The sequence below is a fragment of the Bordetella bronchialis genome (genome assembly GCF_001676705.1).
In the GTDB taxonomy this organism is placed as follows: domain Bacteria; phylum Pseudomonadota; class Gammaproteobacteria; order Burkholderiales; family Burkholderiaceae_B; genus Bordetella_C; species Bordetella_C bronchialis.
This window is the reverse complement of the sequence record NZ_CP016170.1, coordinates 1,626,603-1,653,552: the sequence shown is the minus strand read 5'-3', so window position 1 is coordinate 1,653,552 and position 26,950 is coordinate 1,626,603. Positions and strand designations below refer to the sequence as shown.

Here is a 26,950-nt window from a genome sequence, read left to right as displayed (position 1 = left end):
TTATCGCATCGGAACAAAGAAATTCTTTATCAAGTGGCGAGTACGGCCATGATCCGCCGCGTGATCTCGTCGATGCCGAAGGGCTTGGTGACGAGCTCCATGCGGGGATCCCGCAGTCCCTCCGTCAAGGCGAGGCTGTGCGCATAGCCGGTCATCAGGATGACCTTCAGCTCGGGATGGATCGCCCGCGCCTCTTCAACCATGCGGCGGCCGTCCATGCCGGGCAGGCCGATATCGCTCACCACCAGCTCGATGCCGGGCGTCTCCTTCAGGATGCGCAGTCCCGACAGGCCGTCGGCCGCTTCCACCACCCGGCATTGCTGGTCGCGCAGCACTTCCACCAGCAGGTCGCGCACACGCGGATCGTCCTCCACCACCAGGACCAGCGGCTGCTGTCCCGGCGCCAGGGCGGAGTGCGTTTCGGCCGACGGATCGGCGGCATGCTCGGCGATCAGCGGCCCGGTATATCGGGGCAGGTACAGCCGTATCGACGTGCCCTCGCCCGGCTTGCTGTCCAGTTCCGTATAGCCCCCGGACTGGCGCACGAAGCCGTACACCATGGACAGGCCCAGGCCGGTGCCCTCGCCCTGCGGCTTGGTACTGAAGAAGGGTTCGAAAGCCTTGGCGGCAACCTCCGGCGCCATCCCCGTCCCGGTATCGGCGACGCAAAGGCACACGTACTCGCCCGCCGTCAGGATGACGGCATTCGCCACCGCGATGTTGTCCAGGTCCACGTTGCGCGCCGTGATGGTCAGCGTGCCGCCCTCGGGCATGGCGTCGCGCGCGTTGATCACCAGGTTCAGGATGGCGTTCTCCAGCTGGTGAGCATCGCACAGCACATTCCACAAGCCATCCTGGACGTCCACGTCCAGGGCGATGCGCTCGCCCAGCGTGCGTTCGAACAGTTCGATCAGGGAACGGATCAGCTGGGCGGGCTGCGTGGGCTTGGGCGCCAGCGGCTGCCGCCGCGAGAAGGCCAGCAGCCGGTGCGTAAGCGCCGCGGCGCGCTTGGCCGACTCCATCGCCATGTCCGTGTAGCGCGTGATATCGACCAGCATGCCGCGCTCGGCGCGCTTCTGCATGAGCTGCAGGGCGCCGATGATGCCCGTCAGCAGGTTATTGAAGTCGTGGGCGATGCCCCCGGTGAGCTGGCCCACGGCCTCCATCTTCTGCGACTGGCGCAGCGCTTCCTGCGCCAGCTCCAGCTCCGCCGTGGCCACGTTCTCGGCGGTGACGTCCTGGGCGACGGCATGGACCAGGCCGTCGCCCGGCACGGCCGTCCACGACAAGGTCCGGTAGCTCCCGTCCCGGTGCCGGCATTCGCACACGAAACGCGAGGTCGCGTGGCCGCGATGCAGCCGCTTGAGCTGGTTCTGCGCCAGCGACATATAGTCGGGATGGACCAGCCCGAGCACATTGTTGCCCAGCAGCTCTTCGTGCTTCCACCCCAGGCGGGCGGTCCATGCGGGGTTGGCGTCCAGCACGTAGCCGTCGAAGTCGGTCACCACCATCAGGTCGTTGGCCAGCTGCCACGTACGATCGCGTTCCGCCCGGCCCCGCGCGACTTCGTTGAGCAGCAGCTTCTGGCTGCGGCGCAAGTCGTTGCGCGCCGCCACGACGAGGTCGATGTCGAAGGCAATGATGAGCCAGCCGCCCAGGCGGCCGTCCTCTTCCAGGATGGGAGCGGCGCGCGCCATGAACCAGCGCCAGCTGTTGTCGGCGGCGCACAGGAAGCGCATTTCCATCTCGCAGCCCACGCCGCGCTGCATGGCATCCCGCCAGGCCTCCTGCATGGGCAGGCGGTCTTCGGGATGGATGGATTCCGTCCAATCGTCGCGCCGCGCCGCATCCCGGTCGCGGCCCGTGTAGCGGGCCCAATAGGGACTGGTATAGACCACGCGCCCGCTGGCGTCCGTGAAGAAAGTCATCTGCGGCGAGCCCTCCACCAGGGCGCGGAAGCGCGCGTCGACCGCCTTGGCGCGGCTCTCGGCCAAGTGCTGCTCGGTACGGTCGCGCACGATCTTCAGATAGCCGATGTGCTCGCCGGTGCGGTCGTCCACGAAGCGCTGCATCAGGCCGGACGCCCACATACGCGAGCCATCCTTGCGCATATGCCAGCGCTCGTCCTCGGCGCGGCCGCGCACCCTGGCGGTCTCCGCTTCCAGCAAATGATCGTTCCGCTCGCGGGACTCCGGCGTGAATATCATCGCCGAGTCGGCGCCCAGGGCTTCCTCTTCCGTCCAGCCGAACAACTTGCAGGCCCCCACGTTCCAGCTGGTGACGCGCAGGGAGAGGTCGACGGTGAAGATGGCGAAATCGGTGGCGCTTTCCAGCAGCGCACGGGCGACGCGATCGGTCGACACGCGGCGCTTGCGGCTGTCGCTCCTGGCTTGGTTCATCACCGCTTCCTCCTTGTGCCGGGACGTCCAGCAAGTTGCCTGCCGTCCGTTGCACGATGGGCCTGGAACCCGGATGGCTCCCTAAGGACTAGCCACGCGCCCGAGCGTGCGGCCCGGGCCGGGTTGTTCACCGTTGGTAGCACAGTTTGCCGCGAAACCGGGTAACGTGGGTACGCGCCATGCATCGACACGGGGGAGACCGACATGGATGGAAATAGCGAAATACTGATCGATGGCCATCGGGTCATCTGCAAAATAACTCAACAAGGGGACAGGAGCTTTTCAGTCGCCATCGCAACCTCCCGAGAGGGGCTTGTATGCGGGCTGGAACAATTGTCGTGGCGCTCGGCCGCGACGCAGAATTTCGACACACGAGAGGACGCCGAACGGCACGCGCGCTACGTGCTGCTAGGCATTTGCAGCGTCAGGCAGGACGGCGAGCCGGTCTTGTCCGTTACCTGAGCGGCACTCCCCGCCGCAGCCAAACACGCGCCGGCACGACAAATGCCGGCGCGTTTTTTTGCGCGCGCGGATCGCCGGGGGAAGCCCCGGCCAAGGCGGCCATGGCTAAGCATATTTTGGTTCGCATCCCGGGGAAGCCGCGGATCATGGGTCGGGGTGCATACAAGAATGCGGACTCGCGCCAGTCCGTCGGCACGCCAGCCCGGGCAGTCGCAGGGCCGAGGTCTCTTCCAAGGAGAGAGGAATGAGCAGCTATACGGACGGACAGAACCTGGTGCACAGGCCGGGACATGCGGATCGCGATCTCGCCGCGCACGAGGACCACGGGCACGGCATGCCGCACGGATGGCGGCGCTGGCTGATGGCGACGAACCACAAGGACATCGGTACGATGTACCTGATTTTCTCGTTCGTCATGCTGCTGGAGGGCGGCGTCCTGGCCCTGCTCCTGCGCACGGAACTGTTCGAGCCCGGCATCCAATTCTTCCAGCCGGAGCTGTTCAACCAGTTCACCACCATGCACGGGTTGATCATGGTGTTCGGCGCGATCATGCCGGCCTTCGTCGGCTTCGCCAACTGGATGGTGCCCCTGCAGATAGGCGCTGCCGACATGGCCTTCGCCCGCATGAACAACTTCAGTTTCTGGATCCTGCCGATGGCGGCCATCCTGCTGACCGCCTCCTTTTTCGTGCCGGGCGGCGCGACCGCCGCCGGCTGGACGCTGTACGCGCCGCTGTCCCTGCAGATGGGGCCGGGGATGGACCTGGCCATCTTCGCGTTGCACATCATGGGCGCGTCGTCCATCATGGGTTCCATCAACATCATCGTGACCATCCTGAACATGCGGGCGCCCGGCATGACGCTGATGAAGATGCCCCTGTTCTGCTGGACGTGGCTGATCACCGCCTTCCTGCTGCTGGGGGTGATGCCGGTGCTGGCGGCCACCATCACGATGGTCCTGACGGACCGGCATTTCGGCACGGACTTCTTCAATGCCGCCGCGGGCGGCGATCCCGTGCTCTTCCAGCACCTATTCTGGTTCTTCGGCCACCCGGAGGTCTACATCATGATCCTGCCGGCATTCGGGATCATCTCGTCCGTGGTGCCGACGTTCTCGCGCAAGCCCTTGTTCGGCTACGCATCCATGGTGTACGCCGTCGCGGCCATCGCGGTGCTGTCCTTCATCGTCTGGGCGCACCACATGTTCGCCACGGGGATGCCGGTCACGGGCCAGCTGTACTTCATGTACGCGACCATGCTGATTTCGGTGCCGACCGGCGTGAAGATCTTCAACTGGACAGCCACCATGTGGCGCGGCAGGCTCAGCTTCGAAACGCCCATGCTGTTCGCCATCGGTTTCATCTGGGTATTCACCATAGGCGGCTTCACCGGCCTGATCCTGTCGGTGGCGCCCATCGACATCCAGGTGCACGATACCTATTACGTGGTGGCGCACTTCCACTATGTGCTGGTGGCCGGCTCCCTGTTCGCCCTGTTCGCCGGCACCTATTACTGGCTGCCGAAATGGACCGGATATATGTACAGCGAGAAGCTGGGCAAAGTGCACTTCTGGAGCTCGCTGATCTCCTTCAACCTGGCTTTCTTTCCCATGCATTTCCTGGGGCTGGCCGGCATGCCGCGCCGCTATGTGGACTACGCGGCGCAGTTCACCACCTTCCACCAGTGGGCGACGATAGGGGCCTATTGGTTCGGCCTGTCGCAACTGATCTTCCTGGTGGCGGTGCTGCGCTGCGTGGCGGGCAAGGGACCCAGGGCGGCCGCCTCGTCCTGGGAAGGCGCCGACGGACTGGAATGGACCGTGCCGTCGCCCGCGCCCTTCCATACCTTCGAAACGCCGCCTGAGGTACGCTAGCCGGACGCGCCCGGCGCACCTGGCCTGGACGCCGACGGTGCCGCGATCATGAGACACACGCACATACGCCCGGATGAATGGATGTCGGCCTCGCCGCCGGCCTCCTGGACGCTGCCTTGGCGGGCGCCTCCCGGCCCCCGTGTCTGGCGCCTGAAGCGCAATTGCGCCCTGCGGCCCGCGCAGTACTTTGCCGCCATGGGGCTGCTGATGGGCATTTCGGCCGCTGTCGCCATCGGCTGCTGGATACGCGGCATCTGGCTGGTGCCCGTGTTCTGCGGCATCGAGCTTATCGCCATCGCCGGCGCGGCGCTGGCCTACGCCCGCCACGCCATCGATGGCGAAACCATTACCCTCACCGGGGCGCGCGAGGTGCGCGTGGAAATCGACCGCGGCCCGCGGCACGAAACCCACGTCCTGCGTGTCGACGGCCTGCGCCTGCTGAAGGAAGAGGCGGACACCCTGTGGCTGAAGCAGGGCGCCACCTGCATCCCGGTGGGCCGCCATGCCTCGCCCGCGATGCGCGCGGCCTTCGAAGCCGACCTGCGCGAAACGCTGGCGCGGCGGCAACCCTAGCGCGCATCAGCGTCCACTAGCGGCCACGTCCCAGCCCCAGTTTTTCCATGACTTCCTGCGCGTCGATGACCATGGCCGCGACTTCGGCCACGGTGACGCGCAGGCTGGTCGCGCGGGCCCGCATGTGCTCGTAGGCCTTGACCTCGTCCATGCCCTGGTGGTCGACCAGCACCTTGATGGCCTTGTCGATCTGGCGCCGCGACTTGATGGTGGCTTCCAGCTTCTGGATCTTGGCTTGCTGCCGTTGCTGGAAGCCCTGGGCCGAGCGCGCCAGCACCAGTGTGCTGAGCACGCCGGAGGAACGGAAAGGCTTGGTGAGCACGCCGTGCGCGCTGCTGTCCAGCAATAGCTTCAGCGTGGTCGGGCTTTCATAATCGGACAGCGCGATCAGGGTGGCCTCCGTGGCGCTGGCGCACCACATCCCGCCGCTGGGGATGTCCTGCGACAGATGGAAGAACACCACGTCGGCGCCGCGCGGCGGCTCCGTGCAATAGGGCCAGAAGACCTGCAGCCGGCAGCCGATGCGCTTGAGCTGTTCGATCAGCAGTTCGCGGTCCTCGCCGGGCGGATGCACGACGGCGACGCTGATGCTGCGCAGATCTTCATAGAGGCGGCGTATGCTGCTCATCGCGTCACTTCAGCCAGAATTCCGCCAGCCCGAAGGTGGACAGGTAGGGGTCCGGCCTGACCGGCCCCGAACCTTGCCACACCACCTGGAACTGGCCGTCCTCGCGGCACACGCCGATGCGGGGGGTCAGCAGGCAGTGGTTGTTTTCCGGATCGATGGCCAGCGGCCCTTCCGGGGAATCGTAACGCACCAAATGCGCCGTGCGCACCAGTTTGGCCGGGTCCAGGCTGCCGGTGCGTTCGAGCGCGCGGGCGAACAGGTGGACCTGGTTGTACGCGGACTCCGACCAGGTACTGGTGGGCCTGTCCCCGTACCGCTCGCGCCACAACGCCGTGAAGCGGCGGTTGCTGTCGTTGTCCAGGGAATTGAAATACGTGGCCGCGGTGATGTGGCCGGCGCACAGCGGCGCGCCCACCAGGCGGATTTCCTCTTCGGCCATGGACAGGCTGGCGATGGGGGTCTTGCGCGGGTCCAGGCCGCTTTCGGCATACTGCCGGTACAACATGCGCGCGGAGTCGCCGACCACCGTGGAAAACACGACCTCCGGCTGGGCGGACCGGATATCGCGCACGACTTCCGCGACCTCGCCGGCGCCGGCGGTCAGCGGCAGGTAGACCTCGTCCAGGATCTCGCCGCCGTGTTGTTCGACCATGTCCCGCATCACCCGGTTGGACTCGCGCGGATAGATGTAGTCCGACCCGACCAGGAAAAAACGCGAGCCGTTGTGCTGCAGGAGGTAGGCGGCCAGCTGCATGGCGTTCTGGTTGAGCACCGCCCCGGTGTACAGCACGTTGGGCGAATACTCGAAGCCTTCATAGAAGGAGCAGTACCAGAGCAGGCCGTTGTTGCGCTCCACCACCGGCAGGACCGCCTTGCGGCTGGACGAGGTGGAGCAGCCGAAGATCACGTTGACGTCGTCGTCCGTCATCAGCCGGGTGGCCAGGCGGCGGTATTCGGCCGGATCGCTGGCCGGGTCGTAGCACACCGGCGCCAACTGCCTGTCCAGCACCCCGCCCGCGGCGTTGATCTCCTCCACCGCCAGGGCGGTGCCCAGGAAATGCTCCGAGCCGGTCACGCGCGTCACACCCGTACGCGAAAACAATATGCCGATGCGCCAGTCCGCCGACGATCCCTTGGTTTCCGCCATAGCTCCATCCCGGCCCGCCCCGCGCCGCTAGACGCGCAGGTGGGCAAATATCGTTTCGGCCGCCGCGCCATCGCGCGCACTGCCCTGTTCGACGATTTCGCCCTGCTTGAGGACCAGGAAACGATCGGTCACGCGCAGGGCGAAATCGACGTTCTGCTCGATCAGCAGCATCGTCGTGCCGTTTTCGCGGCGCTCCCACAGCAGGGCCTGCGCCAGGCGATCGATCACCGACGGCTGCAGGCCTTCCGTGATTTCGTCCAGAAGGATAACGGACGGACGCAGCATCAGCGCCCGCGCCACCAGCAGCATCTTCTGCTCGCCGCCGGACAGCGTGCCGGCGGGCTGTTTGAGCCGGTCCTTGAAGACCGGGAAAATCGGTTCGACGGCGGCGAAACGGGCGGGGAAATCGGTCTCGCGCGCCAGCCCCAGCCGCAGGTTGTCGCGCACGCTCAGCTCCGTGAAGATCGCCTGTTCCTGCGCCGCGTAGGCCACGCCCTTGCGCGCCACGCGATGCGGCGGCAGGCGCGTAATGTCCTCGCCGTCCAGGGCGACGCTGCCGCCCTGCTTGGGCAGATACCCCATCACCGTCTTCAGCAGCGTACTCTTGCCCATGCCATTCTTGCCCAGCAGGGCCACCGCCTGCCCGGCGGCGATGTCCATCGACACGCCGCGCAGCACCACCGAGGCGCCGTAGCCGCTGACCACCCCATCGAGCTTCAAGGCGCTCATTGCATGGCCTCCGCCTGTCCCGTTCCCGCGTAGATCGTCTTCACCAGTTCGGACCCCACCACCTGGGCGAAGCTGCCGTCCATGACGATGGCACCCTGGTGCAGCACGACGATGCGGGTGGCCACCTGCTCGACGAAGTCCAGGTCGTGCTCCACCAGCAGGCAGCACAGCCCATGGCGATGCGCCAGCGTAGCCAGGATTTCGCCGATGCGCGTGCGCTCGAGCTTGCTCAGGCCCGCCGTGGGTTCGTCCAGCAGCACGATCCGTGGCGCCAGGGCCAGCACCATGGCCAGTTCCAGCGCCTGCTGCTCGCCATGCGACAAGTCCCGCGCGACGGCGTCCAGCTTGCGGTCCAGGCCCGTGGCCCGCAGCACTTCCAGGGCATACACCGGCAGGCGCAGCGTCCCGGATCGCCGCCACAGCGATGGCTTGTCATGCAGCGCGCCGGCGATGCGCAGGCTGTCGGCCACCGTCAGCGTGTCGAAGACATTGGCGTTCTGGAACTTGCGCCCCAGGCCGTCGCGCACGCAATCCTGCGGAGGCTGGCGGCCGATGTCGTGGCCGCACAGGACGATGGCGCCGCCGCTGCGCTCGGCACCGTCGCTCAAGGCGCGCATCAGCGTGGTCTTGCCGGCGCCGTTGGGGCCGATCAGGCCGACCAGCTCGCCCGCCCGCGCGGTCAGCGTGATGCCGCGCAGCACCTGCAGCGAGCCGAAACTGCGGCTGACATCGCGCATTTCCAGGGCCGGCGCATCCGTGGAGGCGGGCGCGGCCACGTCGCGCACCGCCAGCACGGGCGCCCGCGCCGCCAGCCGGCCCAGCCCGAAGGGGCGCAACAACAGGGGCACCAGGCCGCGCGGCAGCAGCAGGATCACGGCCACGAAGGCCACGCCCAGTATCAGCTGCCAGGCGAAGGGCATGCTGCCGCTCAGGTAGGCACTGGTCACGTTGATCAGCACGGCGCCGATCAGCGGTCCCCAAAGCGTTCCGCGCCCGCCCAGCGCGACCCAGATGATCAATTCCGTCCCCAGGACGAAGCCGGTCAGTTCGGGCGCCACGACGCCGCTGAAGGCCCCATAGCCGTACCCCGCCAGGCCCGCCACCGCCGCCATGGCGACCAGCAACAGGATGCGCACCCGCGGGACGCGCAGGCCCAGGTACTCGCAACGGGTTTCGTTGTCGCGCACCGCCGTCAGTATGCGGCCGCCGTCGCTGCGCACCAGTATCCAGCCCGCGGCCCCGGCCACGGCCAGGGCGCCGCCGGCCACCCAGTACCAGCCCCGCAGCGACAGGTCGAAGCTGTCGTAGCCGGTCAGCCCGGAGCTGGAGCCCGTCCACTCGCCGCCCGACAGCACCAGCTGCGTGAGCACGATAGGCAGGACCAGCGAGATCACCGTGGCGAAGAACGGCGAAGCGCCCCGGTAGAAAGACAGCCAGCCGACGACGCCGGCGAGCAAGGCCGTGCCGCCCGCGGCCGCCAGCAAGGCCAGCGCCGCCACGCCCGGGGAAAACCCGTAATGGGTAAAGGCCAGGCCCGCCGCGTAGGCCCCCATGCCGAAGAAGGCCGACTGCCCGAAAGTCAGGTAGCCCGTGTAGCCCCAGAGCAGGTCGACAGTAAGGGCGGCGATGGCGAAGAAATACGCCTTGATCAGCACGTTCAGCAGATACGTGTCGAACAGGAAGGGCCCGGCGGCGAGCAGTACCAGGCCCACGACGGCCAGGCCGGCGAGGCCCCCGCGCGAGGCCGCCCGCGGCCCGGGTCCGGCCGCCGCGTTGTCGCGATCGATCATGGCATTACTCATGGGCGAACCCCTTGGGCCGCACGCGCAGCGTCAGCGCCGCCAGCACGGCGATAGTCAGGCCGCCCAGGACCGGATTGACATAGATGCTGACCAGCACCTGGCAGGCGCCGAACACCAGGCAGGTCAGCATCAGGCTGGAGATGGAATGGCCCGCCACCATGACCAGCATGAAGGCGCTGACCAGCCAGCCGACGCCCATATTGGGATCCACGCTGGACAGTGGCGTGACCAGCGCACCGCCCAGCGTCCCCAGCCCGGCGCCGAGGCTGAACGTGGCGAAACGGATACGGGCGGCGTTGATGCCCAGCCCGCTGGCCAGCGGCTCGTTCATGATGACCGCGCGCGTGCGCACGCCGAAGCGCGTGCCGTTCAATAAGGCGCTCAGCAGCGCCCAGACGACCAGGGCCACGGGGATCAGCACGATGCGGTAGGCCGAATAATCGCTGCCCCCCACCGTCCAGATCCCGGAGAGCGGCGCATCCGCGAACTGCACCTCGCGCCCGAAGGCCAGCACGATCAATTGCCCGATAACGATGCCCAGCCCCCAGGTCGCCAGGATGGCGTCCAGCGGGCGCCGGTACAGCGGCCGCACGACCAGCCGCTCTATCGCCATGCCCGCGACGATGCCGCACAGCACCGCCAGCGGCCAGCCCAGCCAGGGGTTCAGTCCCAGCCGGGTGACCGCATAGCTGACGTAGCCGCCCAGCGTGATCAGCGAACCATGCGCGAAATTGACGATCTTCATCACGCCGAAGATCACCATCAGTCCGACCGTGACGACGAACAGCATCGCCGTGGTGGTCAGCACATCCAGCAGTAGATCCATGCCAGCCTCCGCGCGCGGGCAGCGGCGCCCGCGCGGTCGATACGGTGCATTACTTGATGTTGGGGCATTGCGGGCCAGGATCCACCGCGGGGAAGGTCTGCAGGATCTTCACCGAGCCGTCCGCCTGGATCTGGCCCAGGTGCATGTTCAGGGACGCGTGCCGGCTGCGGTCCATGCTGACCGGCCCGCGCGGCCCCTCGTAGGACACCTGCGCCAGCGCCGGGATCACCTTGTCGGAATCCGTGGTGCCGGCCTTTTCGACGGCGGCCTTGTACAGGTAGAAGGCCTCGTACTGCGGCTCGGACAGCTCGTTGGGCGTCTTCAGCTCGGCGCCGAACTTCTTGCGCATGGCCTCCAGGAAGCGCTTGTTCTGCGGATTGTCGATGCTGGTCAGGTACGAGGCCGACAAATACATGCCGGCGGCCACATCGCCCATGGTCTTGGCGGTGCCTTCGTCGATGGCCAGGTTGCCGTAGGGGATGGAAATGCCGGCGGCCTTCAGTTGCTTGGCCAGCGACACATTGGGCGCACCGCCGGCCGTGGAGCTGATCACCGCATCCGGCTTGGCCGCGCGCAGCTTGGAGATCACCGCGGTCCAGTCGCTGCCGTCCATGGGCAGGTACTCTTCGCCCACGACCTTGCCGCCCTTCTGCTCGATGTATTTGCGCGTGAAAGCCAGCATGCCGCGGCCGAAGGAGTAGTCGCTGCCCACCAGGAAGAAGGTCTTGGCCTTTTCATGGGCGGTGAAGTAATCGACCACCGGCGCGACCTGCTGCTCCGGCACCCAGCCGTTCACGTACAGCCAACGGCTGCAGGAACGGCCTTCGTAGAAGGACGTGTAGATGTAGGGCGTCTTGCCGCGCGCCACCACGGGCAGCCCGGCGCTGCGCGCCGCGCTGGTCTCCATGCCGATGATCGCGTCCACTTTCTTCTGGAAGACCAGGGTATCGAAGGCCTTCTGCGCGCCCACGGCGCCGGATCCGTCGTCGGCGATTTCCAGCTGCACCTGGCGCCCCAGGATGCCGCCGGCGGCATTGATCTCGTCGACGGCCAATTGCGACGATTGCACGGCCGCCGGCGCGACCACGCTGTTGGCGCCCGACAGGCCCACGGCCACGCCGATGCGGATGGGTTCGGCCGCCTGCGCCCCGAGCGCCAGCACGCTGCTCGCGGCCAGCACGGTAGAAACAAGGAAAGTGGTGGTTTTCATAGGCTGTCCTGTGTGAAGATGACTTCCAACGACGGAGTGGCGCGTATCGGTCGCGGCCGCGGACGGGACCGCGCTAGCGGGCGCCGGCCTGGCCCGGAACGGACACGATCCGATAGAGGTCGTCGCGCCGGTCGCGCAGCACGACGTTGTAGGGATTCAGATGGCGGGCCCCGCGCGACTGCTTCAGGTTGATCGCCGCGTACAGGATCTCTTCGCGGTCGGGACTGGCCGGACCCGCCAGGGGCCAGCCCTGCGAGCCCACGACCAGGCTCTGCCCCAGGAAGGGCTGGCCGCGCTCGATTCCCACGCGGTCCGCGCAGACGATGTTCAGGCCATTGCTATGCGCGGCGGCCATGGCCAGCGTATTGGCCATGGTGGGGTGCCTGGGATCCTGTCCCGGCATGGGCACCCAATTGGTGGGCACGCAGACGATGTCCACCCCCTTCATGGCCAGCAGCCGGTAGACCTCCGGAAACCAGCCGTCGTAGCAGATGGCCACGCCCAGCCGGCCGTGCGCGGTGTCGAACACCGGCAGGCCCAGGTCGCCCGGCTCGAAGAACAGATTCTCTTCGCCCCACAGGTGCAGCTTGCGGTAGGTGCCCAGGTAGCCGCGCGGCCCGATGACCGCCGCGGCGTTGTAGAGCCGTTCGCCGGCCCGTTCCGTAATGCCGGCCACGATGTGCACGTTCAAGCGCGCGGCCGCCTCTATCCAGGCCCGTGCGGTCGGGCCGTCCGGCACGCTTTCGGCCAGGCCGAAGGCCTCTGCCCGGCTGTCGAACACATAGCCGGTGTTGCAGAGCTCGGGCAGCACCACGACGGCGGCGCCCTGCCCCGCGGCCTGTTCGATCAGCGCCAGGGAACGCGCGACGTTGGCGGCCTTCTGGCCGATGCGGCAGTCCATTTGCACGGCGGCCACGATGGTATCGGGGAACACGCGCGCGTCCACGGGTTCGGAAGACGACATGGAAGCTCCAAAAACAAAAAAGCCCTCGACCACGCCTGGGGCGCGATGCGAGGGCTTTCATAGCCGTTGTTTGCGCAGCAATCCTGCTGCGTTGGGCCCGCGGCAGTCTTGTCGCGAATCCAGGACAAATTATCCGGACTGCGGCATTGCGATGTCAATGCAATGCGGATTGGTGGATACCCTAGGACATGCCGCCACGTCCGGCCGCGCCGCGCCGCGCCAACTCCTACATGCGCAGCTTCGTCTCCACGAACAGCGTGCGCCCGGGATAGGGGTGATAGACGAAATACCGTTCGTCGAACAGATTGTCCACGCCCACGCTGACTTCGCTGTGGCGATCGATCCTGTAGGTGAACTTGGCGTCCACCACCGTGTACGTGCTGGTGCCGCCGAAGACGTCGGGGTTGCTATCCTGGTTGGTCAGCGTGTTGTATTGCCGCCCGGAATAACGCACCGCCGCGGTCAGCGAGGCCTTGTCGTCGAAACGATACGTGCCCACCAGGTTGGCCCGCCACAAGGGAATACGGTAGAAGTACTTGCCCACCGATGCCGGGTTCTGCGAATTGGCCAATATCCTGGACTGCGTATAGGCAAGGTTGGCGATGAGGTCCAGTCCCTGCACACCCACGTCCTGCCCCTGGTAGCTGGTTTCCACGCCGCGCGACCGCACCTTGTCGATGTTCTGGAAGCTGGTCACGTTGGGAATGGCGGTCGTGTCGGTCTGGCTGAAGATGGTGTTCTTCACGTCGTCCTGGAATAGCGACACCCGATAGATTCCGCTGTCCAGCGCCCATTCGGCGGTCAGCTCCTTGGACAGGTCGTTCTCCGGCTGCAGGCCGGGGTTGTTGTTGACCAGCGTGGAGCCGTTGATCTTGCCCTGGAACAATTCCCCCACGGTGGGAAAGCGGTAGGCGCGTCCGATGGAGGCACGCAGGGTCAGGTCGTCGGTGGCATCGAAGGACAGCGATGCCTTGGGCGACACATGCTGCTGGCTGGCATCGGGATAAGGCACGCGCACGCCGCCCACGGCCTGCGAGCCGCCATAGGCGCGCCAGTCCTCGTAGCGCAAGCCATAGACCAGTTTCCAGCGCGGCAGGAAACGCCACGCATCCTGGGCATACCAGGCCTGGGTGCGGGTACGTCCCTGGAAGGCATTGGCGAAAGACCCGGCATCGCCGTCCGACCAGTCGTCCGTATTGAATGTGCGGCTGTCGGAGAAATAGCTGTCGATGTGATAGCCGAAGGTCAGGTCATGAGCCGCCAGGCCGGATACCGACGGCGCCTGGGTATAGGTCGATTTCAGGTCCAGGGTTTTCCAACCGGTACCGTCGCCGTAAGTGACCGTGCCCGGGCCGTCGCCGGGACCGCCCTGGTTGGCATTGCGGGCCACGTTGCGCGCCACGTCGTAGTAGGACGCGATGGCCTCGGCATTCCAGCCGGTGGGGTTGCGCGTCTTCAGCGACAGGCCGTAGAGCCAGTTCTCGCTGTCGCCGCGGCTGGGCGCCAGCGCGGAGGCGGGAATGTTGTACTCGTAGCCGCCGATATCGACCTTGCCCTGGTAGACCTTGTTGCCATTGGCATCGCGCAGGAAGGTGGAGGTATCGCTGCGATAGCGGTCGCGCCAGTAGCCGAGCGTGGCGCCGCCCTGCAGCGTGGGGGTGAAGTCGTATTGCAGCCTGAGCTTGAACTGGTCCTCGATGGTGCGCTCGATGCCTTCGCCATTGACACCCAGCACGATGGTGGGCGCACCGGTCTGGTTATCGTAGAAACGCGCGCCCGTCACGGGCACGGCGCCGGGGCCGGCGGGCGTGCTGGAGCGCGGCAGGGTGGCAAACTGCAAGGGCTGGCTGGTATTTTCCAGATGGCTGACGCCGATCAGGTAAGAGAGCTTGCCGATGCGGTCGCCGAACGAGGCCGAGGTCTGGCCTCCGGTAAAGTCCCGGTCGATGCCGAACAGGCTGAAGTGCTGCGAGTACCCTTTGGCGTCGGCATGCGCCTCGAAGCGGTCCGGCATGCGGGTGGTGATAAGAACGGTGGCGCCCAGGGAGTTCCCGGGATAGAGCGCGGAGTACGGGCCGTAGATGACGTCGACGCGGTCGATTTCGTCGGGGGCGACCATGGACCAGCGCGGCGGATAGGTGAAGCTGTTCCCAAGCAGGTTGCTCAAGAGGAGACCATCGGCATAGACCAGGCCACGGGCGCTCTGGCTGTTGCTGGTGCCACGCACGGCGATGATGGAGTTCTGGTCGCCGATGAAGCGCTTGCGGACGGCAAGGTTGGGCATATATTTAAGGGCGTCTTCGCTGTTGACCACGTTCCATCTCTGGAATTGGTCGCGTGTGACGGATTCGACGGTGGCGGGCAGGTTGGGATCGGTGGGGGGCGGCATCTCGCCCTGGGCGGTGACGCTGACGGTCGGAAGGACGGCGAACGTCGCCTGGGTGCCGGTGCCTGGCGCGGATGTGGCGGCAGGCGCGTCGCCGCCGGCGGCCGGCGTGACCGCGGCGCTATCGGCGGCGTGGGCGTGGATGGAGAGCAACGGCAAGAGACCGCCACCCAGAAGGCGGGCAAGCAGGCGCGCGCAAGGCGAGGCGCGCCGCGCAAGGGAATGGGACATGATGTTTCCTGACAGGAATGGACGAACGAACGGCCACCTGCTGTCAGCGGGCGGCGTTCGAGGTACGGCAGGGGTGTCAGGAAACGGCGGGCGGGGCGCGCGGACGCCCCGAAGGGAAGGCGCCCAGGGGCGTGTAGCGGGTCAGGGTGGGAAGGACGAATACGACGAAGAGGAGCAGCAGCGGCGCGATGGGCGCGGGGGGCACGAGGGATACCGCGGGAGTGTGGCCCAATAGATCGCAATAGCCGCAATCCTCCATGGCCTGCGAACCGTCGTCGGTATGCCCCATCATGCGATGCGAGGCGCCGCTGCCGTGATGCATGCCTTGCATGGCGCTCGCGTCCTGTTTGGCATGCATGTGCGGCGCGCTCATGTCCGGCATGGCCTTCACGTCCGGCATGGCGTTCCCGTCCGGCATGGAGCTCATGTCCGACATGGCACGCGTGTGCCGCATGGCGCTTGTGTCAAGCTCTGCAGATTTGCCGTCGCTATCTTGCGGTTGGTTCAACGTTTCCCCAGGCCGGGGGGAACCCATACCGCTCATTCTCATGACGGTCAGGGCGGCGGCATGCATCGCTGGCATCGGAATGGCCAGCAGACTGACGCGATGCCCGGGCTGGCTGTCATCGGTGGTGCATATGGGCACGATGACCGTCTTCGCCGCCCGCACGAAGTGGCTGACCGTCGGCGCGAAAGCGACCAGGGCCATGGCGATCAGGCCAAGCCAGGCGGTCAATTGTCGGCGGACGTGGAGGCGCATCGTGCTTACCGGAATAGGCGTGTGAGTGTAGCCGGAAGCGAGGGCTGCGCGGCTTGGACAAATTGTCCTTGTTTGCCTGGCTTCGTCGTTCAGGTGATCTTGCTATTGCCGTCCGGCGGGGGGTCTGCCGTTTCAGGTGATCTTGCTATTGCCGTCCGTCGGGGGGTCTGCCGTTTCAGGTGATCTTGCTATTGCCGTCCGTCGGGGGGTCTGCCGTTTCAGGTGATCTCGCTATTGCCGTCCGTCGGGGGTGATGCCGTTTCAGGTGATCTTGCTATTGCCGTCCGTCGGGGGTGATGCCGTTTCAGGTGATCTTGCTATTGCCGTCCGGCGGGGGTGATGCCTGTCGGGGTCGGCCCGGTCGGGCGGTCCAGCGCCTTCGCGCTGGACTACCGCTGCGTCTTCCTCGTTCGGCGGCCGAACAGGCGTCGGCGTTCTTGCGGCTTTTTTGCCCGGCCGTCCTGCCTTCGGAAGCCCGCGCGCGCCCTCCGACGGGCCGGCCCCGACAGGCATCACCCCCGCCGGACTCACGATCTGCCTTAGACATGGTCGTTGTCACGGTCGGCGTTCTGGCACTTCGTAGGCCGGATTTCGGGCGCAAGAAAGATCGCGCGGTGCCCGTCATTTCGCGGCCGCCCGGGCGGCCGCGAAACGCCTACGCGGTTCATCGTGCCGGCGGTGCCGACAAGCGACCGCAGTGTCCCAAAGGGGGCGTCGGCGCAGGCCTGTTCGGCATATACCTGCTTATATCCGGCTGATCCATGCCTTCGGAGCGGGGATACGCGGACCGGTCCCATGGGCCCTCACGGGAGGAACAGCCGTGGACGGTAGAAGGCGGGATTATTGCCGAAAAGGCGCCCTTCGTATTGTTCACGCAGACGCCGATCAGTGGATCCCGGCGGATGGTTGTCTTCCCGAGCGATTTCTTCCCACATATCGTACGTGTCGGAGATGCGCTCCGGCAGGGGAAAACTCGAATTCATCGGTCCCATGAATCCGACCACCGGCCGGTTCACCGCACGGGCGAACTGTTGAGCAAAGGGCGCTTCGCCCTCGGCCGTATGACATGAGACCAGCCTTACGACATCGTATCCAGAAAGATCGCCCACCTGGCCGGCCAGTGCCTGCGGCCCGACTAGTATGGCCGCGTCATCATTGCTGAATGACACATAAGGCTCGCCATCGATGATGTCGCCGTGTACGGCAATGTTCTTCCTCCTCCCATACCTGCCGAAACTATCATCGAAGGTGTAGATTTCGGCGCGCTTGCCGTTCACCGTCCACGGCAAACGCCGCACGTGGCATGGGAGATTGCCATAGTGCATGTTGTATCCGTTTGAAGAGCGGCCCTTCTGCGGCAAGGTCTTTCTCTATCTCGTGCACCGGCAGGGACACTTTCTCACTGGCGCCCTCCATCGCCCTCAGCGCCGCCCGGGCGGCCAGGCTTTCCAGGCTCGCAACAGGAACGTGCCCATCGGGATCGGCATAATTAATCGGGTCGCCCTTGCAATACGCGTAGGTATTAACCCCGCCGACCCCGAAAGGGCTGCGAACGTCCGGCGCGCAGAAGCGCATCAAATAGGGAAGGTACGACCGGGAGCCGTTGCCCAGGTTGTAGTATGCGGTGACCGGGTCATACACCACGCCGGCATAGCGACGCAGCATTGACGGAACGACACCGTCCTCACCGCCGGCCCCACCAGGCGCACGGACGCAACTCTGAATCACGATAAGACTCGCCATACCATTCAACGGTTAGTGCGATGAACGTTTTCGCCGCACAGCGCGGCTATTTTGGACGCGCCAACGGAAAGCCCCCCGTAATTTCATGTGACGAAGAGCGCCAACGATATCGCGAACGCTCCAAGTCCGAACAAGGGCGCATCATCATCGTCAGCCCGGTCGGTCCGGTCAGGTTGCGACCTCATCGATCGCACGCGCCTCACACGTGGCGACGCACCGACCTTCGATACGACCACATTGCAATAGCGAGCCCCCCTGCCCCCCACGGCGACAGCGGCGCCCGTGGAATCCCCAGCAACCGTCGCATTACCAGCAACCTCCGTATACCCCACCGCGAAGGCGTTTCTGGGCCGCGCAGGGCGGCCCAGAAACGACGGGCAACGGCAGATCATTCTTGGGCCACAGACAAAGCCCACGAAGGGCCAAGAACACGAGCCGCCCCAGCGACCGCCTCTAAGGCAACCCGTGAGTCCGGCGGGGGAGATGCCTGTCGGGGCCGGCCCGTCCGAGGGCGCGCGAGGGCTTCCGTACGCAGGACGGCCGGGCAAAAAAACGCAAGAAAAACACCGCCACTTCGGCCGCCGAAGGAGGAAGACGAAGCGGAAGTCCAGGGCGAAGGCCCTGGACCGCCCGAGCGGGCCGGCCACGACAGGCATCTCCCCCACCGGACGGCATAGGCAAGATCAACAGCATCAGCAAGATCAACAGCATCAGCAAGATCAACAGCATCAGCAAGATCAACGACATCACCAAGATCAAGCCCCCGCGACCGAGCCGAATCAGATGCCCTAAGCACTCATCCTAAGCCGCAGCTTCTGATTGATCGCCAGCAAGACCACACTAGCCGCCCCCGCGAACAACGTCAGCAACACCGTCAGCGTCATAATCAGATCCACGTTATGCAACCCAATCGCGCTCATCAGCAAAAACCCCAACCCCCGCTGCGACGCGAACATCTCCCCCAGCAAGGTCCCGATCAAGGTCAAGGAAAACCCGATCCGCAATCCGGCGAAAATCTCCGGCAAGGCAGACGGAAAGACGATCCGCGTCACCATATCCCACGGCCCCAGCGCCATCACCCGCCCCGTCTTCAGATGCACCGAGCGCACATTGCGAACCGCGTTGATCGTGAACAGCGCGATGGGAATCACCCCATGTATCGTCCCGAACGCCACCTTGGAGGATATCCCCAGACCGAACGCCAGCAACAGGATCGGATACAGCGTGATCTTCGGGATCGAATACAGCGCGATCAGCATGGGCTCGAACACCTCGCCCAGGAACCGGTGCCCACCCAATCCGAACCCTATCGCCAGCCCGATCACCACCGCCAGCACCAGCGCCATGCCGAACGCGCTGGCCGTCTCCGCCAAATGCCCGGCAAACTGCGCCGTGGTCACGAAACGCAGCGTGAACTCCAGCGTCTGCGCCGGCGAGCGCAACGCCACATCGCCCACGATCCAGTAAAGAAGTTGCCACACCGCCAGCACCGCCACCAACAGCGTCAGGGTATTGCGCAATATGGAAGTACCTCGGTTCATCGCAACCCCCTGCGTGCCAGGATCGCCTTCTCCCACCGGGCGAACAGCATATTGATCGACACCGACACTACCAGGATCAGCAGGATCAGCGGATACATCGTCGTATTGTCGAAATTGTTGTAGGCGAAACTGATTTCGTATCCCATGCCGCCGTTGGACATGATGAACTCCGCGCCGATGATCCCGATCAGCGAATAGGCCACCGCCAGCTTCGCGCCGGTCAGGATGTAGGGGGCCGCGTACGGCAGCGTGATACGCCAGGCCGTCTCGCGCCAGCCCATATGCTGGATCCGCGCCGTCTTCAGCAACACATTGGGGACCCGGTCCAGTCCGTTCAGCGTATTCACCACCACCGCCACCACGCCCAGCATCGCCCCGATGAAAATCTGCGGCGCCGCATTCAGCCCAAACACGATGATCAGCAGCGGATAAAACGCAAAAACCGGAATGGCGTAATAGGTCGCGAACAACGGCTCCAGCGTGTCGCGCACGCGGCGCAGGCGGTGGATGACGATCCCGCCCGAAACGCCGAGCACCACCGCCGCCACGAAGGCCACTGCCGCATTGCCCAGCGTCTTGGCGATGGCGCCGTTCAGCGAGCCCGACACCAGCATGTTGGCCATGTCCACGATCATGCGGTGCGGCGGCTGCATGGTCAGCTTGTCGATCACCCCGGCCAGGCACAGGACTTCCAGCAAGGCGACGCACCCGGCCAGGATGCCCAGGCGCCACACGCGGGCCCGTTTCATGGCCGCGCCCCGGGCGACATCGCGCCGATGGACTTCATCGACTCTTCCCGCAGGGCACGCCACAGGCGGGCCGTGATCGTGCCGAAACGTTCCTCCTGCACGATGCGGCTGTCGCGCTCGCGCGGCCAGCCGGTTTCCACGATGTCGATCAGGCGTCCCGGGCGCGCCGACATGACGCCGATGCGGTCCGCCAGCATGGCGGCTTCATCCAGCGCGTGCGTGATCAGGAAAACCGTCGCGCCGGTCTTGCGCCACAGGTTCAGGACCTCGTCGCCCATCAGCAGGCGGGTCTGCTGGTCCAGTGCGCCGAAAGGCTCGTCCAGCAGGATCAGCCGCGGCTCCGTGACCAGCGTGCGCGCGATGCACACGCGTTGCCGCATGCCGCCGGAAAGCTGCGCCGGATAGCTTCCCGCGAAGGGCGCCAGGCCCATCATGGCCAGCGCGCGGTCGACCCGGCGGGCCTTCTCTTCGGCGGCGATGCGTTGCCGGCGCAGGCCGAAGGCGATGTTCTCGCGCACCGTCAGCCAGGGGAAGGACGCATCTTCCTGGAACACCACGCCCACGCCGTCCGGAATACGGCCGACAATCGGTTCGCCCTCGAAGGCGACCTCGCCCCGGGTGGCGGTGGACAGCCCGGCCACCAGCTCCAGCAAGGTGCTCTTCCCACATCCCGACGGCCCCACCACGGCGAAGAACTCGCCCTGGCGCAGCTCCAGATCGATGGGGCCCAGTGCGTGGATGGTGTCATCGGGATTGCCGCCGGGGCGGGTGAACAGCTTGTCCACCCCGCGCATGGAAACGTGCGCGACGGCCGGCGCGCCCGGCCTGGGATCGCCGGGCCGCCTTCCCGGCAAGGCGTGCGGATAGACTTGCGCGACACTGGCCATGGCTACTTCACCTTTTTCAGATCGTCGGGCAGGTAGCGGGTATCGATTAGCTTATCCAGGTCGACGTCGCCCTTGATGGCGCCCACCATCTTCTGCACGTCGACGGCGCGCTTCAGGCCGTCCATGTGGATGTCGCCGGGCCCCCAGTACGGGATGCCATTGGTGCGGCTGGTGACCAGATTGCGCACCGCGGCGCGCGCGACGGCGGGCTCCAGGTTGTAGACCTTGGCGACGATATCGCCCGATTCGTCGGGGTTCTTCTCCATGTACTCCACGGCCAACCTGCGCGCGCGGATCACGCCCTTGATGAAGGCCTCGCGCTCCGGCGATACGCCCGAACCCGCGGCGATGCCGATGACATTGGCGATGGGCGGCAGCATATCCTGCGCCACGGCGATGGCGCGGTACTTGTCGCGATACTTGGACCATAGCGGTTCCGGTATGGGCGTCGCGTCCACCAGCCCGGTATCCAGCGCCGCCACGCCTTCGCCGAAGCCGCCCGTCTTGACCAGTTCGACGTCCTCCGTCTTCAGGCCGCCGGATTGCAGCACCAGCGTCGCCAGCGCCTGGCTGGTGGACCGCGGGTTGGTGTAGCCCATCTTCTTGCCCTTCAGGTCCTTGACGGACTTGATCGGCGAGTCCTTCTTCACCGCCCACACGAATTCCGCCACGGTCAGGACGTTGTCGCTGACGATCTTGATGTCCGCGCCCTGCTGCGCGGCCGCGATGACGGCGTTCGGATTGACCTCCGCATACGGAGCGTTGCCGGCCAGCATATTGCGCAGGGTCGTGCCGCCGCCGGCCGACGTCAGGATGCCCGTGACATTGGCGCCTTCCTGCTTGAAAAAGCCCTTGGCCATCGCCACGGCGAAGGGCATGCCGTTGGCCGAAACGCCGTAGTTGCTGACGACGATGTCCTCCGCCCGCGCGCCTCCCGCCGTGGCCAGCGCCAGCGCCAGCACGGCAGCGCCCACACAGCGCCTGGTGGCGTCCCCTTTGAGTATCGTATGCATGGTCTCCTCCTTTCTTCTTCGCTGCCGCGGTGGATCCGCGCAGCGGTCGTGATGTCTAGGTCGGGGCGCGTTACGCGCGTGGCGCCTGCCCGCTCTCGATGGCACGCCAGCCGGCCAGGTCCGTCGCGCGATCCAGCGCCTGCCGTGCTTCCGCTCCTTGCGCCAGCGGCACCAGCGGCTCGACGCCATCGGCGTGGCGGCGCAGCGCCGACAACCCGTCGCGCAGCGCCTGGGTCACGCGCAGGATCAGGCTGGCGGGATAGGACACCTGCGTGTATCCCATGGCGCCAAGCTCGGCCGGGCTGAGCCAGGGCGTGTCGCCGCCCTCGAACATGGCGGCGGACAGATAGGGAACGCCGCGCAGGGCGGCGCCCACGCGGCGGTAGTCGTCCTCGGTACGCAGCCCGGCGATGAAGATGCCCTCCACGCCTATGGCCAGGAAGCGCTCGGCGCGGCGCAGCGCGGCGTCCAGCCCCAGCGGCCCGTAGGCATCGGTGCGCCCGATGACCAGGGTCTCCGGATTGCGGCGGGCCTGCATCGCGGTTCGCAGCTTGGCCTCAATCACCGCTTCGTCGACCACCATGGCCGCCTTGTCGGCGCGCTGCTGCTTGTGGTCGCGGCTCTGGTCCTCCAGCAGGAAGCCGCCGACGCCGATCGCCTCGTAGGCGGCCACCAGGCGCGCCACGCTCTTGACGTCGCCGTAGCCGTCGTCGGCATCGGCCACGAAAGGCAGGCGGGAGGCGGCGGCGATATCGCGCAGGCCGTCGACCATATCGGTCAGGCCGATCAGCCCGATGTCCGGATAGGCGTGGCGCGCGGCCAGCATGGCCGAGCCGCCCACCGCGAAGGCATGGAAGCCCGCCTGCTCGATCAGGCGCGCGGACAGCGCATCGTGGGCCAGCGGCGTAACCAGCGGCGTCTCGCGCTCGAGCGCCTGGCGTAGGCTGGGTCGGGTCATGGTGCGGAACTCCTTTGCAGCGCGGCGGGATAGAGCCAGGCGGATCCGGTCCGCAGGCGTTCGTAATGCGCTTCGATGGCGGGCAGGTGGGACAGGGTCATGGCGATTTCGTCGTCGCCGCGCATCAGCGCCTGGGCGCGCGATGCGGGAATGCTGAAGGGATGCACCGCCCCGTCCGGACCCGTGACCGTGGCGCTGGCAAGATCGACACGGCAGACCGGCGCGGCGGAATGCGCGCATGCCGGGTTCGACGCGGGGCTGCCGGTCGGCGAGCCGGCGGCCGGAGGGCGATCCGATTGCCGGTCATTTACGTTCCGGACATTTACGTTCCGGTCATTCGAGTTCCGGTCATTCGAGTTCCGGTCATTCGAGTTCCGGTCATTGGATTGCCGGTTATCCGATTGCCGGTCATCGGACTGCCGGCGGGTCGATTGCCGGCCATCGGCCTGCGGAACGCCTGCTTGCGCCGGCGTCGTCACGGGACCGCTTGCCGCCAGCCCACGTTCGCGCTCCCGCGCCGCATCGCGCAACGCCTGGTAAGCCCGGCGGTCGATGATGGCCGCCACCAGGCCGTTGCGAAAGGCGTTCTCGTAGAAGATGTCGGCAAAGCTGGGCGCCAGCACGCAGCCGATGCCGAATTGGGCCAAGGCCCACACGGCCGCTTCGCGCGAGCTGCCGCAGCCGAAGTTCTCGTCGGCCAGCAGGATGCGCGCGTGGCGGTAAGGCTCGCGGTTCAGCACGAAGTCCGGCCGCTCCCGGCCATCCGCATCGTAGCGATAGCCGCCGAACAGGCCCTTGCCCATGTCGGCCGTGGCGGTGCGCAGCCATACCGACGGAATGATGGCGTCCGTGTTGATGTCCGCCATCGGCATCACCGCCATGACCCCTTCTATCTCCCGCACGGGCGTTCTCATGCCGCGGTCTCCCTGCGCACGTCGGTGATGCGGCCATGCAGCGCGGCCGCGGCCACCATGGCGGGACTCGCCAAATGGGTACGGCTGCCAGCCCCCTGCCGGTTCTCGAAATTGCGGTTGCTGGTGGCGATGCAGCGCGCGCCGGCCGGCACCGTGTCCTCGTTGATGCTGACGCACATGGAGCAGCCGGCCTCGCGCCATTCGAAACCGGCCTCGCGGAATATCCGGTGCAGGCCCAGGGCTTCGGCTTCGCGCTTGACCGACATCGACCCGGGCACCACCAGCGCGCGCACGCCCGGCGCCACGTGCCGGCCCCGCACCACCGCGGCGGCGGCCTGCAGGTCCGACAGCCGCGAATTGGTACAGGAACCGATAAAGGCGACGTCGATGGGGATGCCCTCCAGGGGCATGCCCGGCGCCAGTCCCATGTAGCGCAGCGCGGCCGCCACGCTGTCGCGCTGCCGGGCGTCGTCGTAGCGGGCCGGATCCGGCACCCGCCCGTCCACGCCGCCCACATGCGAAGGATTGGTGCCCCAGGTCACCTGCGGCGCGATGCCGTCGCACCGCACCGTGACATCCCGGTCGAAAACCGCATCCGCGTCGCTTGCCAGCCCGCGCCAGGCTCGCACCGCCTGCTCGAACAAGGGGCCGGCGGGGGCGTACTCCCGGCCCCGCACGTACTCGAAGGTCTTCTCGTCGGGCGCCACCAGTCCGAGCCGGGCGCCCAATTCGATGGACATATTGCATAGCGTCAAGCGCCCTTCCACCGGCAGGGCCTGGACCGCCTCGCCGGCGTACTCGACGGCGCATCCGCGTCCGCCCGCCACGCCCAGGGCGCCCATCGCCAGCAGGATCAGGTCCTTGGCGGTGATGCCGGCACCCGGCCGGCCGGCGAAGCGCACCCGCATATTGCGCGGCCTGGCCAGGGCCAGCGTCTGTGTCGCCAGCACGTGTTCCACTTCGCTGGTGCCCACGCCTATGCCCAACGCGCCGAGCCCGCCGGCGGTGGAGGTATGGCTGTCGCCGCAGGCCAGGATGGACCCCGGCAGCGCGAAACCCAGTTCCGGCGCGATGACATGGACGATGCCCTGGCGGGGATCCTCGATGCCGAAATGCCGGATATGGCCTTGCAGCGCATTGGCGCGCATCAGCGTCAACAGCTCACGGCCGCCTGGATACGTGTCCTCGTCCCTGCCCGGCTCGGTGGAGACGATGTGGTCCTGGGTGGCGATGGTGAGTTCGGGATGGCGCACCGTGCGGCCTTCGCGCCTCAGGCCGGCAAAGGCGACCGCGCTGGTGGTCTCCTGCAGGACATGGCGGTCGACGAAGATAAGCTCGCGGCCGTCGTCCAGGCACGCAATGCGGTGTGCATCCCAGATCTTGTCGAAGACCGTGGACGGACCGGCATCCCCGCGCACGACGCGATCCGCTGAAGCGGCCGCGCCCCGAGGCAGGGCCGTCGGCCCCGATCCATCCCCCAAAGCGGGTGACATGATTTTTTCTCCTCCAGGGATGTTGCAACGCACCCCGGTTCATTCTGGGACCGCGTGCCTGCAGCGCGCGGATTTCCGCTTTATTCGCGGAGGTTTTGCGTTAGGATAATTGCTCGCCCTGCCGCTTCAAACCAAAATTTATGCAGGCTCCCTTGAGAAAAACTCAGAGCAGATGGCCAGACGCCTTCCCCCACTGAACGCGCTGCGGGCCTTCGAGGCCACCGCCCGCAACGGCAGCCTGACCCGCGCGGCCCAGGAGCTTTCCGTCACCCAGGGCGCCGTCAGCCGGCATGTCAGCCAGTTGGAGGACTGGCTGGGCGTGCAGCTATGCATGCGCCTGCGCCACGGCATCGAGACCACGCCGGAGGGCGCGACCTATGCCGCCACCCTGCGCGCGGCCTTCGACCTGATCGAAACGCAGACCCGCCAGCTGCGCACGCGTCCCACGGACAACATCCTGCGCATCAAGCTGCCGCCCACCTTCGCCATCCGCTGGTTCGTGCCGCGCCTGGCGCGGTTTCATGCCTTGCACCGGCATATCGACGTGCATATCACCACCTCGCACCAGCAGGTGGAATTCGACCGCGACGAGGTCGACCTGTGCATCCATTCGGGGCCGGCGCCCATTCCGGGCGCAATCTGCCGCAAGCTCTTCGGCGAGATCCTGCTGCCCGTCTGCAGCCCGGGCCTGTTCAAGCACGGCGAGCCGCCGCGCGACCCGTCCGATCTGGCCCGCTTCGTCCTGCTCTGTTCCATGCACCGGGCGTCCGACTGGCCGGCGTGGCTGGCCGCGGCGCGCGTGACCACGATAGACGGCAACAGCGGACTGAAATTCGAGAACTCCGCGCTGGCCTACCAGGCCGCGGTCGACGAGCTGGGCATCGTCATGGCGCAGCGGGCCTTCGTGGAAGACGACTTGCGCACGGGGCGGCTGCTGGCCCCGCTGTCATTGCGCGTGCACACGGACAACGCCTATTACCTGGCCTACCCCAGGACCGGCCAGGACTCCCCCTTGATCAAAGCCTTCGAGGCCTGGATCGTGCAGGAGACCGCGCAGATGGAAGAAGCGGCGCGATGACGGGCCGCTGGGGGTGACGGGAATCGATGGCAGGCGGGCGCACGGTGGCGGCTACGCGTGAAGATCGCGTTCCAGCATGGAACTGTATAAAGATACAGCCCACCAACGCGCGCTTTCATGATCGGCGCATGAAGCGCCAAGGAAGGCCGGGGGCCGCTCTTGGCGCTAGCGCACCTCCTATAGTAACTTTTGAGTTACCATCCTCAACAGCCATGTGCGTTCGCGTTGAAGAATACCTCCGGCCAGATGGCTCCAGCCCGTACCGCAAATGGTTTGATCGACTGCCTGCACAAGTCGCCGCCAAGGTTTCGACTGCCCAGCTGCGTATGGAACGTGGCAACACGTCCAACATCAAATGGTTCGACGGTATAGGTGAGTACGTTATCGATTGGGGCCCTGGATACCGCATATACCTTGCGCGAGATGGGCGCACCCTGATCGTGCTGTTCGGTGGTGGTACGAAACGCGGCCAGCAGAAGGACATTGAACGAGTAAAGCTCCTCTATGCGGAATATAAGGACCGAAAAAAAATGGCAGGCAGCGAGGCCCGGGCCAGATCGACCAATCCACACAGGTGATGGCCA

At 66.3% G+C, this 26,950-nt stretch carries 24 protein-coding genes; 5 read left to right on the top strand and 19 right to left on the bottom strand.

The features are described from left to right. Positions 1–29: 29 nt before the first annotated feature. The gene (locus BAU06_RS07340; RefSeq protein ID WP_066346372.1) at positions 30–2,399 is read right to left on the bottom strand and encodes a hybrid sensor histidine kinase/response regulator; all 2,370 of its coding nucleotides are present in this window, start codon (positions 2,397–2,399) and stop codon (positions 30–32) included. 204 nt (positions 2,400–2,603) lie between these two features. Between BAU06_RS07340 and BAU06_RS07335 the strand changes: the two genes are divergently transcribed. The 3 genes from BAU06_RS07335 (at position 2,604) to BAU06_RS07325 (ending at position 5,307) form a co-directional block, all read left to right on the top strand. Then, positions 2,604–2,861, top strand: a complete 258-nt coding sequence (locus BAU06_RS07335; protein WP_066346366.1) for a hypothetical protein — start codon at positions 2,604–2,606, stop codon at positions 2,859–2,861. A gap of 334 nt (positions 2,862–3,195) precedes the next feature. Next, a complete protein-coding gene (gene ctaD, locus BAU06_RS07330) occupies positions 3,196–4,734 on the top strand; it encodes a cytochrome c oxidase subunit I (protein WP_231934068.1) in 1,539 nt (512 codons plus the stop codon). 48 nt (positions 4,735–4,782) lie between these two features. Next, positions 4,783–5,307 carry a DUF2244 domain-containing protein gene (locus tag BAU06_RS07325; protein ID WP_082993560.1) on the top strand — a complete coding sequence of 175 codons (525 nt, stop codon included), beginning with the start codon at positions 4,783–4,785 and terminating at the stop codon, positions 5,305–5,307. A 16-nt stretch (positions 5,308–5,323) separates the two neighbouring features. Here the strand turns inward: BAU06_RS07325 and BAU06_RS07320 are convergent, their stop codons facing one another. The 18 genes from BAU06_RS07320 to leuC all read right to left on the bottom strand — a co-directional run bounded on the left by BAU06_RS07320 (position 5,324) and on the right by leuC (position 25,288). Then, positions 5,324–5,935, bottom strand: a complete 612-nt coding sequence (locus tag BAU06_RS07320) for an ANTAR domain-containing response regulator (protein WP_066346349.1) — start codon at positions 5,933–5,935, stop codon at positions 5,324–5,326. 4 nt (positions 5,936–5,939) lie between these two features. Then, positions 5,940–7,082, bottom strand: coding sequence for a transporter substrate-binding domain-containing protein (locus BAU06_RS07315; RefSeq protein ID WP_066346346.1), 1,143 nt, complete (start codon positions 7,080–7,082; stop codon positions 5,940–5,942). 27 nt (positions 7,083–7,109) lie between these two features. Continuing rightward, a complete protein-coding gene (locus tag BAU06_RS07310; protein WP_066346342.1) occupies positions 7,110–7,811 on the bottom strand; it encodes a branched-chain amino acid ABC transporter ATP-binding protein in 702 nt (233 codons plus the stop codon). Beyond that, positions 7,808–9,613: an ABC transporter permease subunit gene (locus BAU06_RS07305; RefSeq protein WP_066346339.1), complete on the bottom strand. Its 1,806-nt coding sequence runs from the start codon at positions 9,611–9,613 to the stop codon at positions 7,808–7,810. Before BAU06_RS07305 ends, BAU06_RS07310 begins: the two co-directional genes overlap by 4 nt. After that, positions 9,606–10,439, bottom strand: coding sequence for a branched-chain amino acid ABC transporter permease (locus tag BAU06_RS07300; protein ID WP_066346335.1), 834 nt, complete (start codon positions 10,437–10,439; stop codon positions 9,606–9,608). Before BAU06_RS07300 ends, BAU06_RS07305 begins: the two co-directional genes overlap by 8 nt. 49 nt (positions 10,440–10,488) lie before the next feature. Continuing rightward, entirely contained in the window at positions 10,489–11,649 is a 1,161-nt protein-coding gene (locus tag BAU06_RS07295; protein WP_066346331.1) for a substrate-binding protein, read from the bottom strand. A 73-nt stretch (positions 11,650–11,722) separates the two neighbouring features. Next, entirely contained in the window at positions 11,723–12,613 is an 891-nt protein-coding gene (locus tag BAU06_RS07290; protein ID WP_066346327.1) for a nitrilase family protein, read from the bottom strand. A gap of 226 nt (positions 12,614–12,839) precedes the next feature. Next, positions 12,840–15,230 carry a TonB-dependent receptor gene (locus tag BAU06_RS07285; protein WP_082993559.1) on the bottom strand — a complete coding sequence of 797 codons (2,391 nt, stop codon included), beginning with the start codon at positions 15,228–15,230 and terminating at the stop codon, positions 12,840–12,842. 76 nt (positions 15,231–15,306) lie between these two features. After that, positions 15,307–15,939, bottom strand: a complete 633-nt coding sequence (locus BAU06_RS27265) for a DUF2946 domain-containing protein (protein WP_335617502.1) — start codon at positions 15,937–15,939, stop codon at positions 15,307–15,309. An 854-nt stretch (positions 15,940–16,793) separates the two neighbouring features. Next, positions 16,794–17,267, bottom strand: a complete 474-nt coding sequence (locus BAU06_RS07275; protein WP_082993558.1) for a hypothetical protein — start codon at positions 17,265–17,267, stop codon at positions 16,794–16,796. Continuing rightward, entirely contained in the window at positions 17,230–17,655 is a 426-nt protein-coding gene (locus BAU06_RS26020) for an RHS repeat-associated core domain-containing protein (protein WP_197509462.1), read from the bottom strand. The genes BAU06_RS07275 and BAU06_RS26020 overlap by 38 nt, the downstream gene beginning before the upstream one ends. A gap of 866 nt (positions 17,656–18,521) precedes the next feature. Next, a complete protein-coding gene (locus tag BAU06_RS07265; RefSeq protein WP_066346309.1) occupies positions 18,522–19,274 on the bottom strand; it encodes an ABC transporter permease in 753 nt (250 codons plus the stop codon). Further along, positions 19,271–20,023, bottom strand: coding sequence for an ABC transporter permease (locus BAU06_RS07260; protein WP_066346306.1), 753 nt, complete (start codon positions 20,021–20,023; stop codon positions 19,271–19,273). The genes BAU06_RS07265 and BAU06_RS07260 overlap by 4 nt, the downstream gene beginning before the upstream one ends. Beyond that, a complete protein-coding gene (locus BAU06_RS07255; RefSeq protein ID WP_082988048.1) occupies positions 20,020–20,910 on the bottom strand; it encodes an ABC transporter ATP-binding protein in 891 nt (296 codons plus the stop codon). The genes BAU06_RS07260 and BAU06_RS07255 overlap by 4 nt, the downstream gene beginning before the upstream one ends. A 2-nt stretch (positions 20,911–20,912) precedes the next feature. Further along, entirely contained in the window at positions 20,913–21,923 is a 1,011-nt protein-coding gene (locus BAU06_RS07250; RefSeq protein WP_066346302.1) for an ABC transporter substrate-binding protein, read from the bottom strand. Positions 21,924–21,993: 70 nt separating this feature from the next. Then, entirely contained in the window at positions 21,994–22,881 is an 888-nt protein-coding gene (locus BAU06_RS07245; RefSeq protein ID WP_066346296.1) for an isocitrate lyase/PEP mutase family protein, read from the bottom strand. Next, positions 22,878–23,795, bottom strand: coding sequence for a 3-isopropylmalate dehydratase small subunit (leuD, locus tag BAU06_RS26840; RefSeq protein ID WP_082993556.1), 918 nt, complete (start codon positions 23,793–23,795; stop codon positions 22,878–22,880). The genes BAU06_RS07245 and leuD overlap by 4 nt, the downstream gene beginning before the upstream one ends. Continuing rightward, the gene (leuC, locus tag BAU06_RS07235) at positions 23,792–25,288 is read right to left on the bottom strand and encodes a 3-isopropylmalate dehydratase large subunit (protein ID WP_082993555.1); all 1,497 of its coding nucleotides are present in this window, start codon (positions 25,286–25,288) and stop codon (positions 23,792–23,794) included. The genes leuD and leuC overlap by 4 nt, the downstream gene beginning before the upstream one ends. A gap of 172 nt (positions 25,289–25,460) precedes the next feature. Between leuC and gcvA the strand changes: the two genes are divergently transcribed. Together gcvA and BAU06_RS26015 are read left to right on the top strand one after the other, a co-directional pair. Then, positions 25,461–26,366, top strand: coding sequence for a transcriptional regulator GcvA (gene gcvA, locus BAU06_RS07230; protein WP_066346279.1), 906 nt, complete (start codon positions 25,461–25,463; stop codon positions 26,364–26,366). A gap of 128 nt (positions 26,367–26,494) precedes the next feature. Further along, the gene (locus BAU06_RS26015) at positions 26,495–26,944 is read left to right on the top strand and encodes a type II toxin-antitoxin system RelE/ParE family toxin (protein WP_231934009.1); all 450 of its coding nucleotides are present in this window, start codon (positions 26,495–26,497) and stop codon (positions 26,942–26,944) included. Positions 26,945–26,950 lie beyond the last annotated feature (6 nt).

What these genes read in the sequence shown, in the direction of transcription:
- BAU06_RS07340 (WP_066346372.1), bottom strand. Translation starts at nt 2,399, where the DNA reads ATGAACCAAGCCAGGAGCGACAGCCGCAAGCGCCGCGTGTCGACCGAT.
- BAU06_RS07335 (WP_066346366.1), top strand. Translation starts at nt 2,604, where the DNA reads ATGGATGGAAATAGCGAAATACTGATCGATGGCCATCGGGTCATCTGC.
- ctaD (WP_231934068.1), top strand. Translation starts at nt 3,196, where the DNA reads ATGCCGCACGGATGGCGGCGCTGGCTGATGGCGACGAACCACAAGGAC.
- BAU06_RS07325 (WP_082993560.1), top strand. Translation starts at nt 4,783, where the DNA reads ATGAGACACACGCACATACGCCCGGATGAATGGATGTCGGCCTCGCCG.
- BAU06_RS07320 (WP_066346349.1), bottom strand. Translation starts at nt 5,935, where the DNA reads ATGAGCAGCATACGCCGCCTCTATGAAGATCTGCGCAGCATCAGCGTC.
- BAU06_RS07315 (WP_066346346.1), bottom strand. Translation starts at nt 7,082, where the DNA reads ATGGCGGAAACCAAGGGATCGTCGGCGGACTGGCGCATCGGCATATTG.
- BAU06_RS07310 (WP_066346342.1), bottom strand. Translation starts at nt 7,811, where the DNA reads ATGAGCGCCTTGAAGCTCGATGGGGTGGTCAGCGGCTACGGCGCCTCG.
- BAU06_RS07305 (WP_066346339.1), bottom strand. Translation starts at nt 9,613, where the DNA reads ATGAGTAATGCCATGATCGATCGCGACAACGCGGCGGCCGGACCCGGG.
- BAU06_RS07300 (WP_066346335.1), bottom strand. Translation starts at nt 10,439, where the DNA reads ATGGATCTACTGCTGGATGTGCTGACCACCACGGCGATGCTGTTCGTC.
- BAU06_RS07295 (WP_066346331.1), bottom strand. Translation starts at nt 11,649, where the DNA reads ATGAAAACCACCACTTTCCTTGTTTCTACCGTGCTGGCCGCGAGCAGC.
- BAU06_RS07290 (WP_066346327.1), bottom strand. Translation starts at nt 12,613, where the DNA reads ATGTCGTCTTCCGAACCCGTGGACGCGCGCGTGTTCCCCGATACCATC.
- BAU06_RS07285 (WP_082993559.1), bottom strand. Translation starts at nt 15,230, where the DNA reads ATGTCCCATTCCCTTGCGCGGCGCGCCTCGCCTTGCGCGCGCCTGCTT.
- BAU06_RS27265 (WP_335617502.1), bottom strand. Translation starts at nt 15,939, where the DNA reads ATGGCCCTGGTCGCTTTCGCGCCGACGGTCAGCCACTTCGTGCGGGCG.
- BAU06_RS26020 (WP_197509462.1), bottom strand. Translation starts at nt 17,655, where the DNA reads ATGCTGCGTCGCTATGCCGGCGTGGTGTATGACCCGGTCACCGCATAC.
- BAU06_RS07265 (WP_066346309.1), bottom strand. Translation starts at nt 19,274, where the DNA reads ATGAACCGAGGTACTTCCATATTGCGCAATACCCTGACGCTGTTGGTG.
- BAU06_RS07260 (WP_066346306.1), bottom strand. Translation starts at nt 20,023, where the DNA reads ATGAAACGGGCCCGCGTGTGGCGCCTGGGCATCCTGGCCGGGTGCGTC.
- BAU06_RS07255 (WP_082988048.1), bottom strand. Translation starts at nt 20,910, where the DNA reads ATGGCCAGTGTCGCGCAAGTCTATCCGCACGCCTTGCCGGGAAGGCGG.
- BAU06_RS07250 (WP_066346302.1), bottom strand. Translation starts at nt 21,923, where the DNA reads ATGCATACGATACTCAAAGGGGACGCCACCAGGCGCTGTGTGGGCGCT.
- BAU06_RS07245 (WP_066346296.1), bottom strand. Translation starts at nt 22,881, where the DNA reads ATGACCCGACCCAGCCTACGCCAGGCGCTCGAGCGCGAGACGCCGCTG.
- leuD (WP_082993556.1), bottom strand. Translation starts at nt 23,795, where the DNA reads ATGAGAACGCCCGTGCGGGAGATAGAAGGGGTCATGGCGGTGATGCCG.
- leuC (WP_082993555.1), bottom strand. Translation starts at nt 25,288, where the DNA reads ATGTCACCCGCTTTGGGGGATGGATCGGGGCCGACGGCCCTGCCTCGG.
- gcvA (WP_066346279.1), top strand. Translation starts at nt 25,461, where the DNA reads ATGGCCAGACGCCTTCCCCCACTGAACGCGCTGCGGGCCTTCGAGGCC.
- BAU06_RS26015 (WP_231934009.1), top strand. Translation starts at nt 26,495, where the DNA reads ATGAAGCGCCAAGGAAGGCCGGGGGCCGCTCTTGGCGCTAGCGCACCT.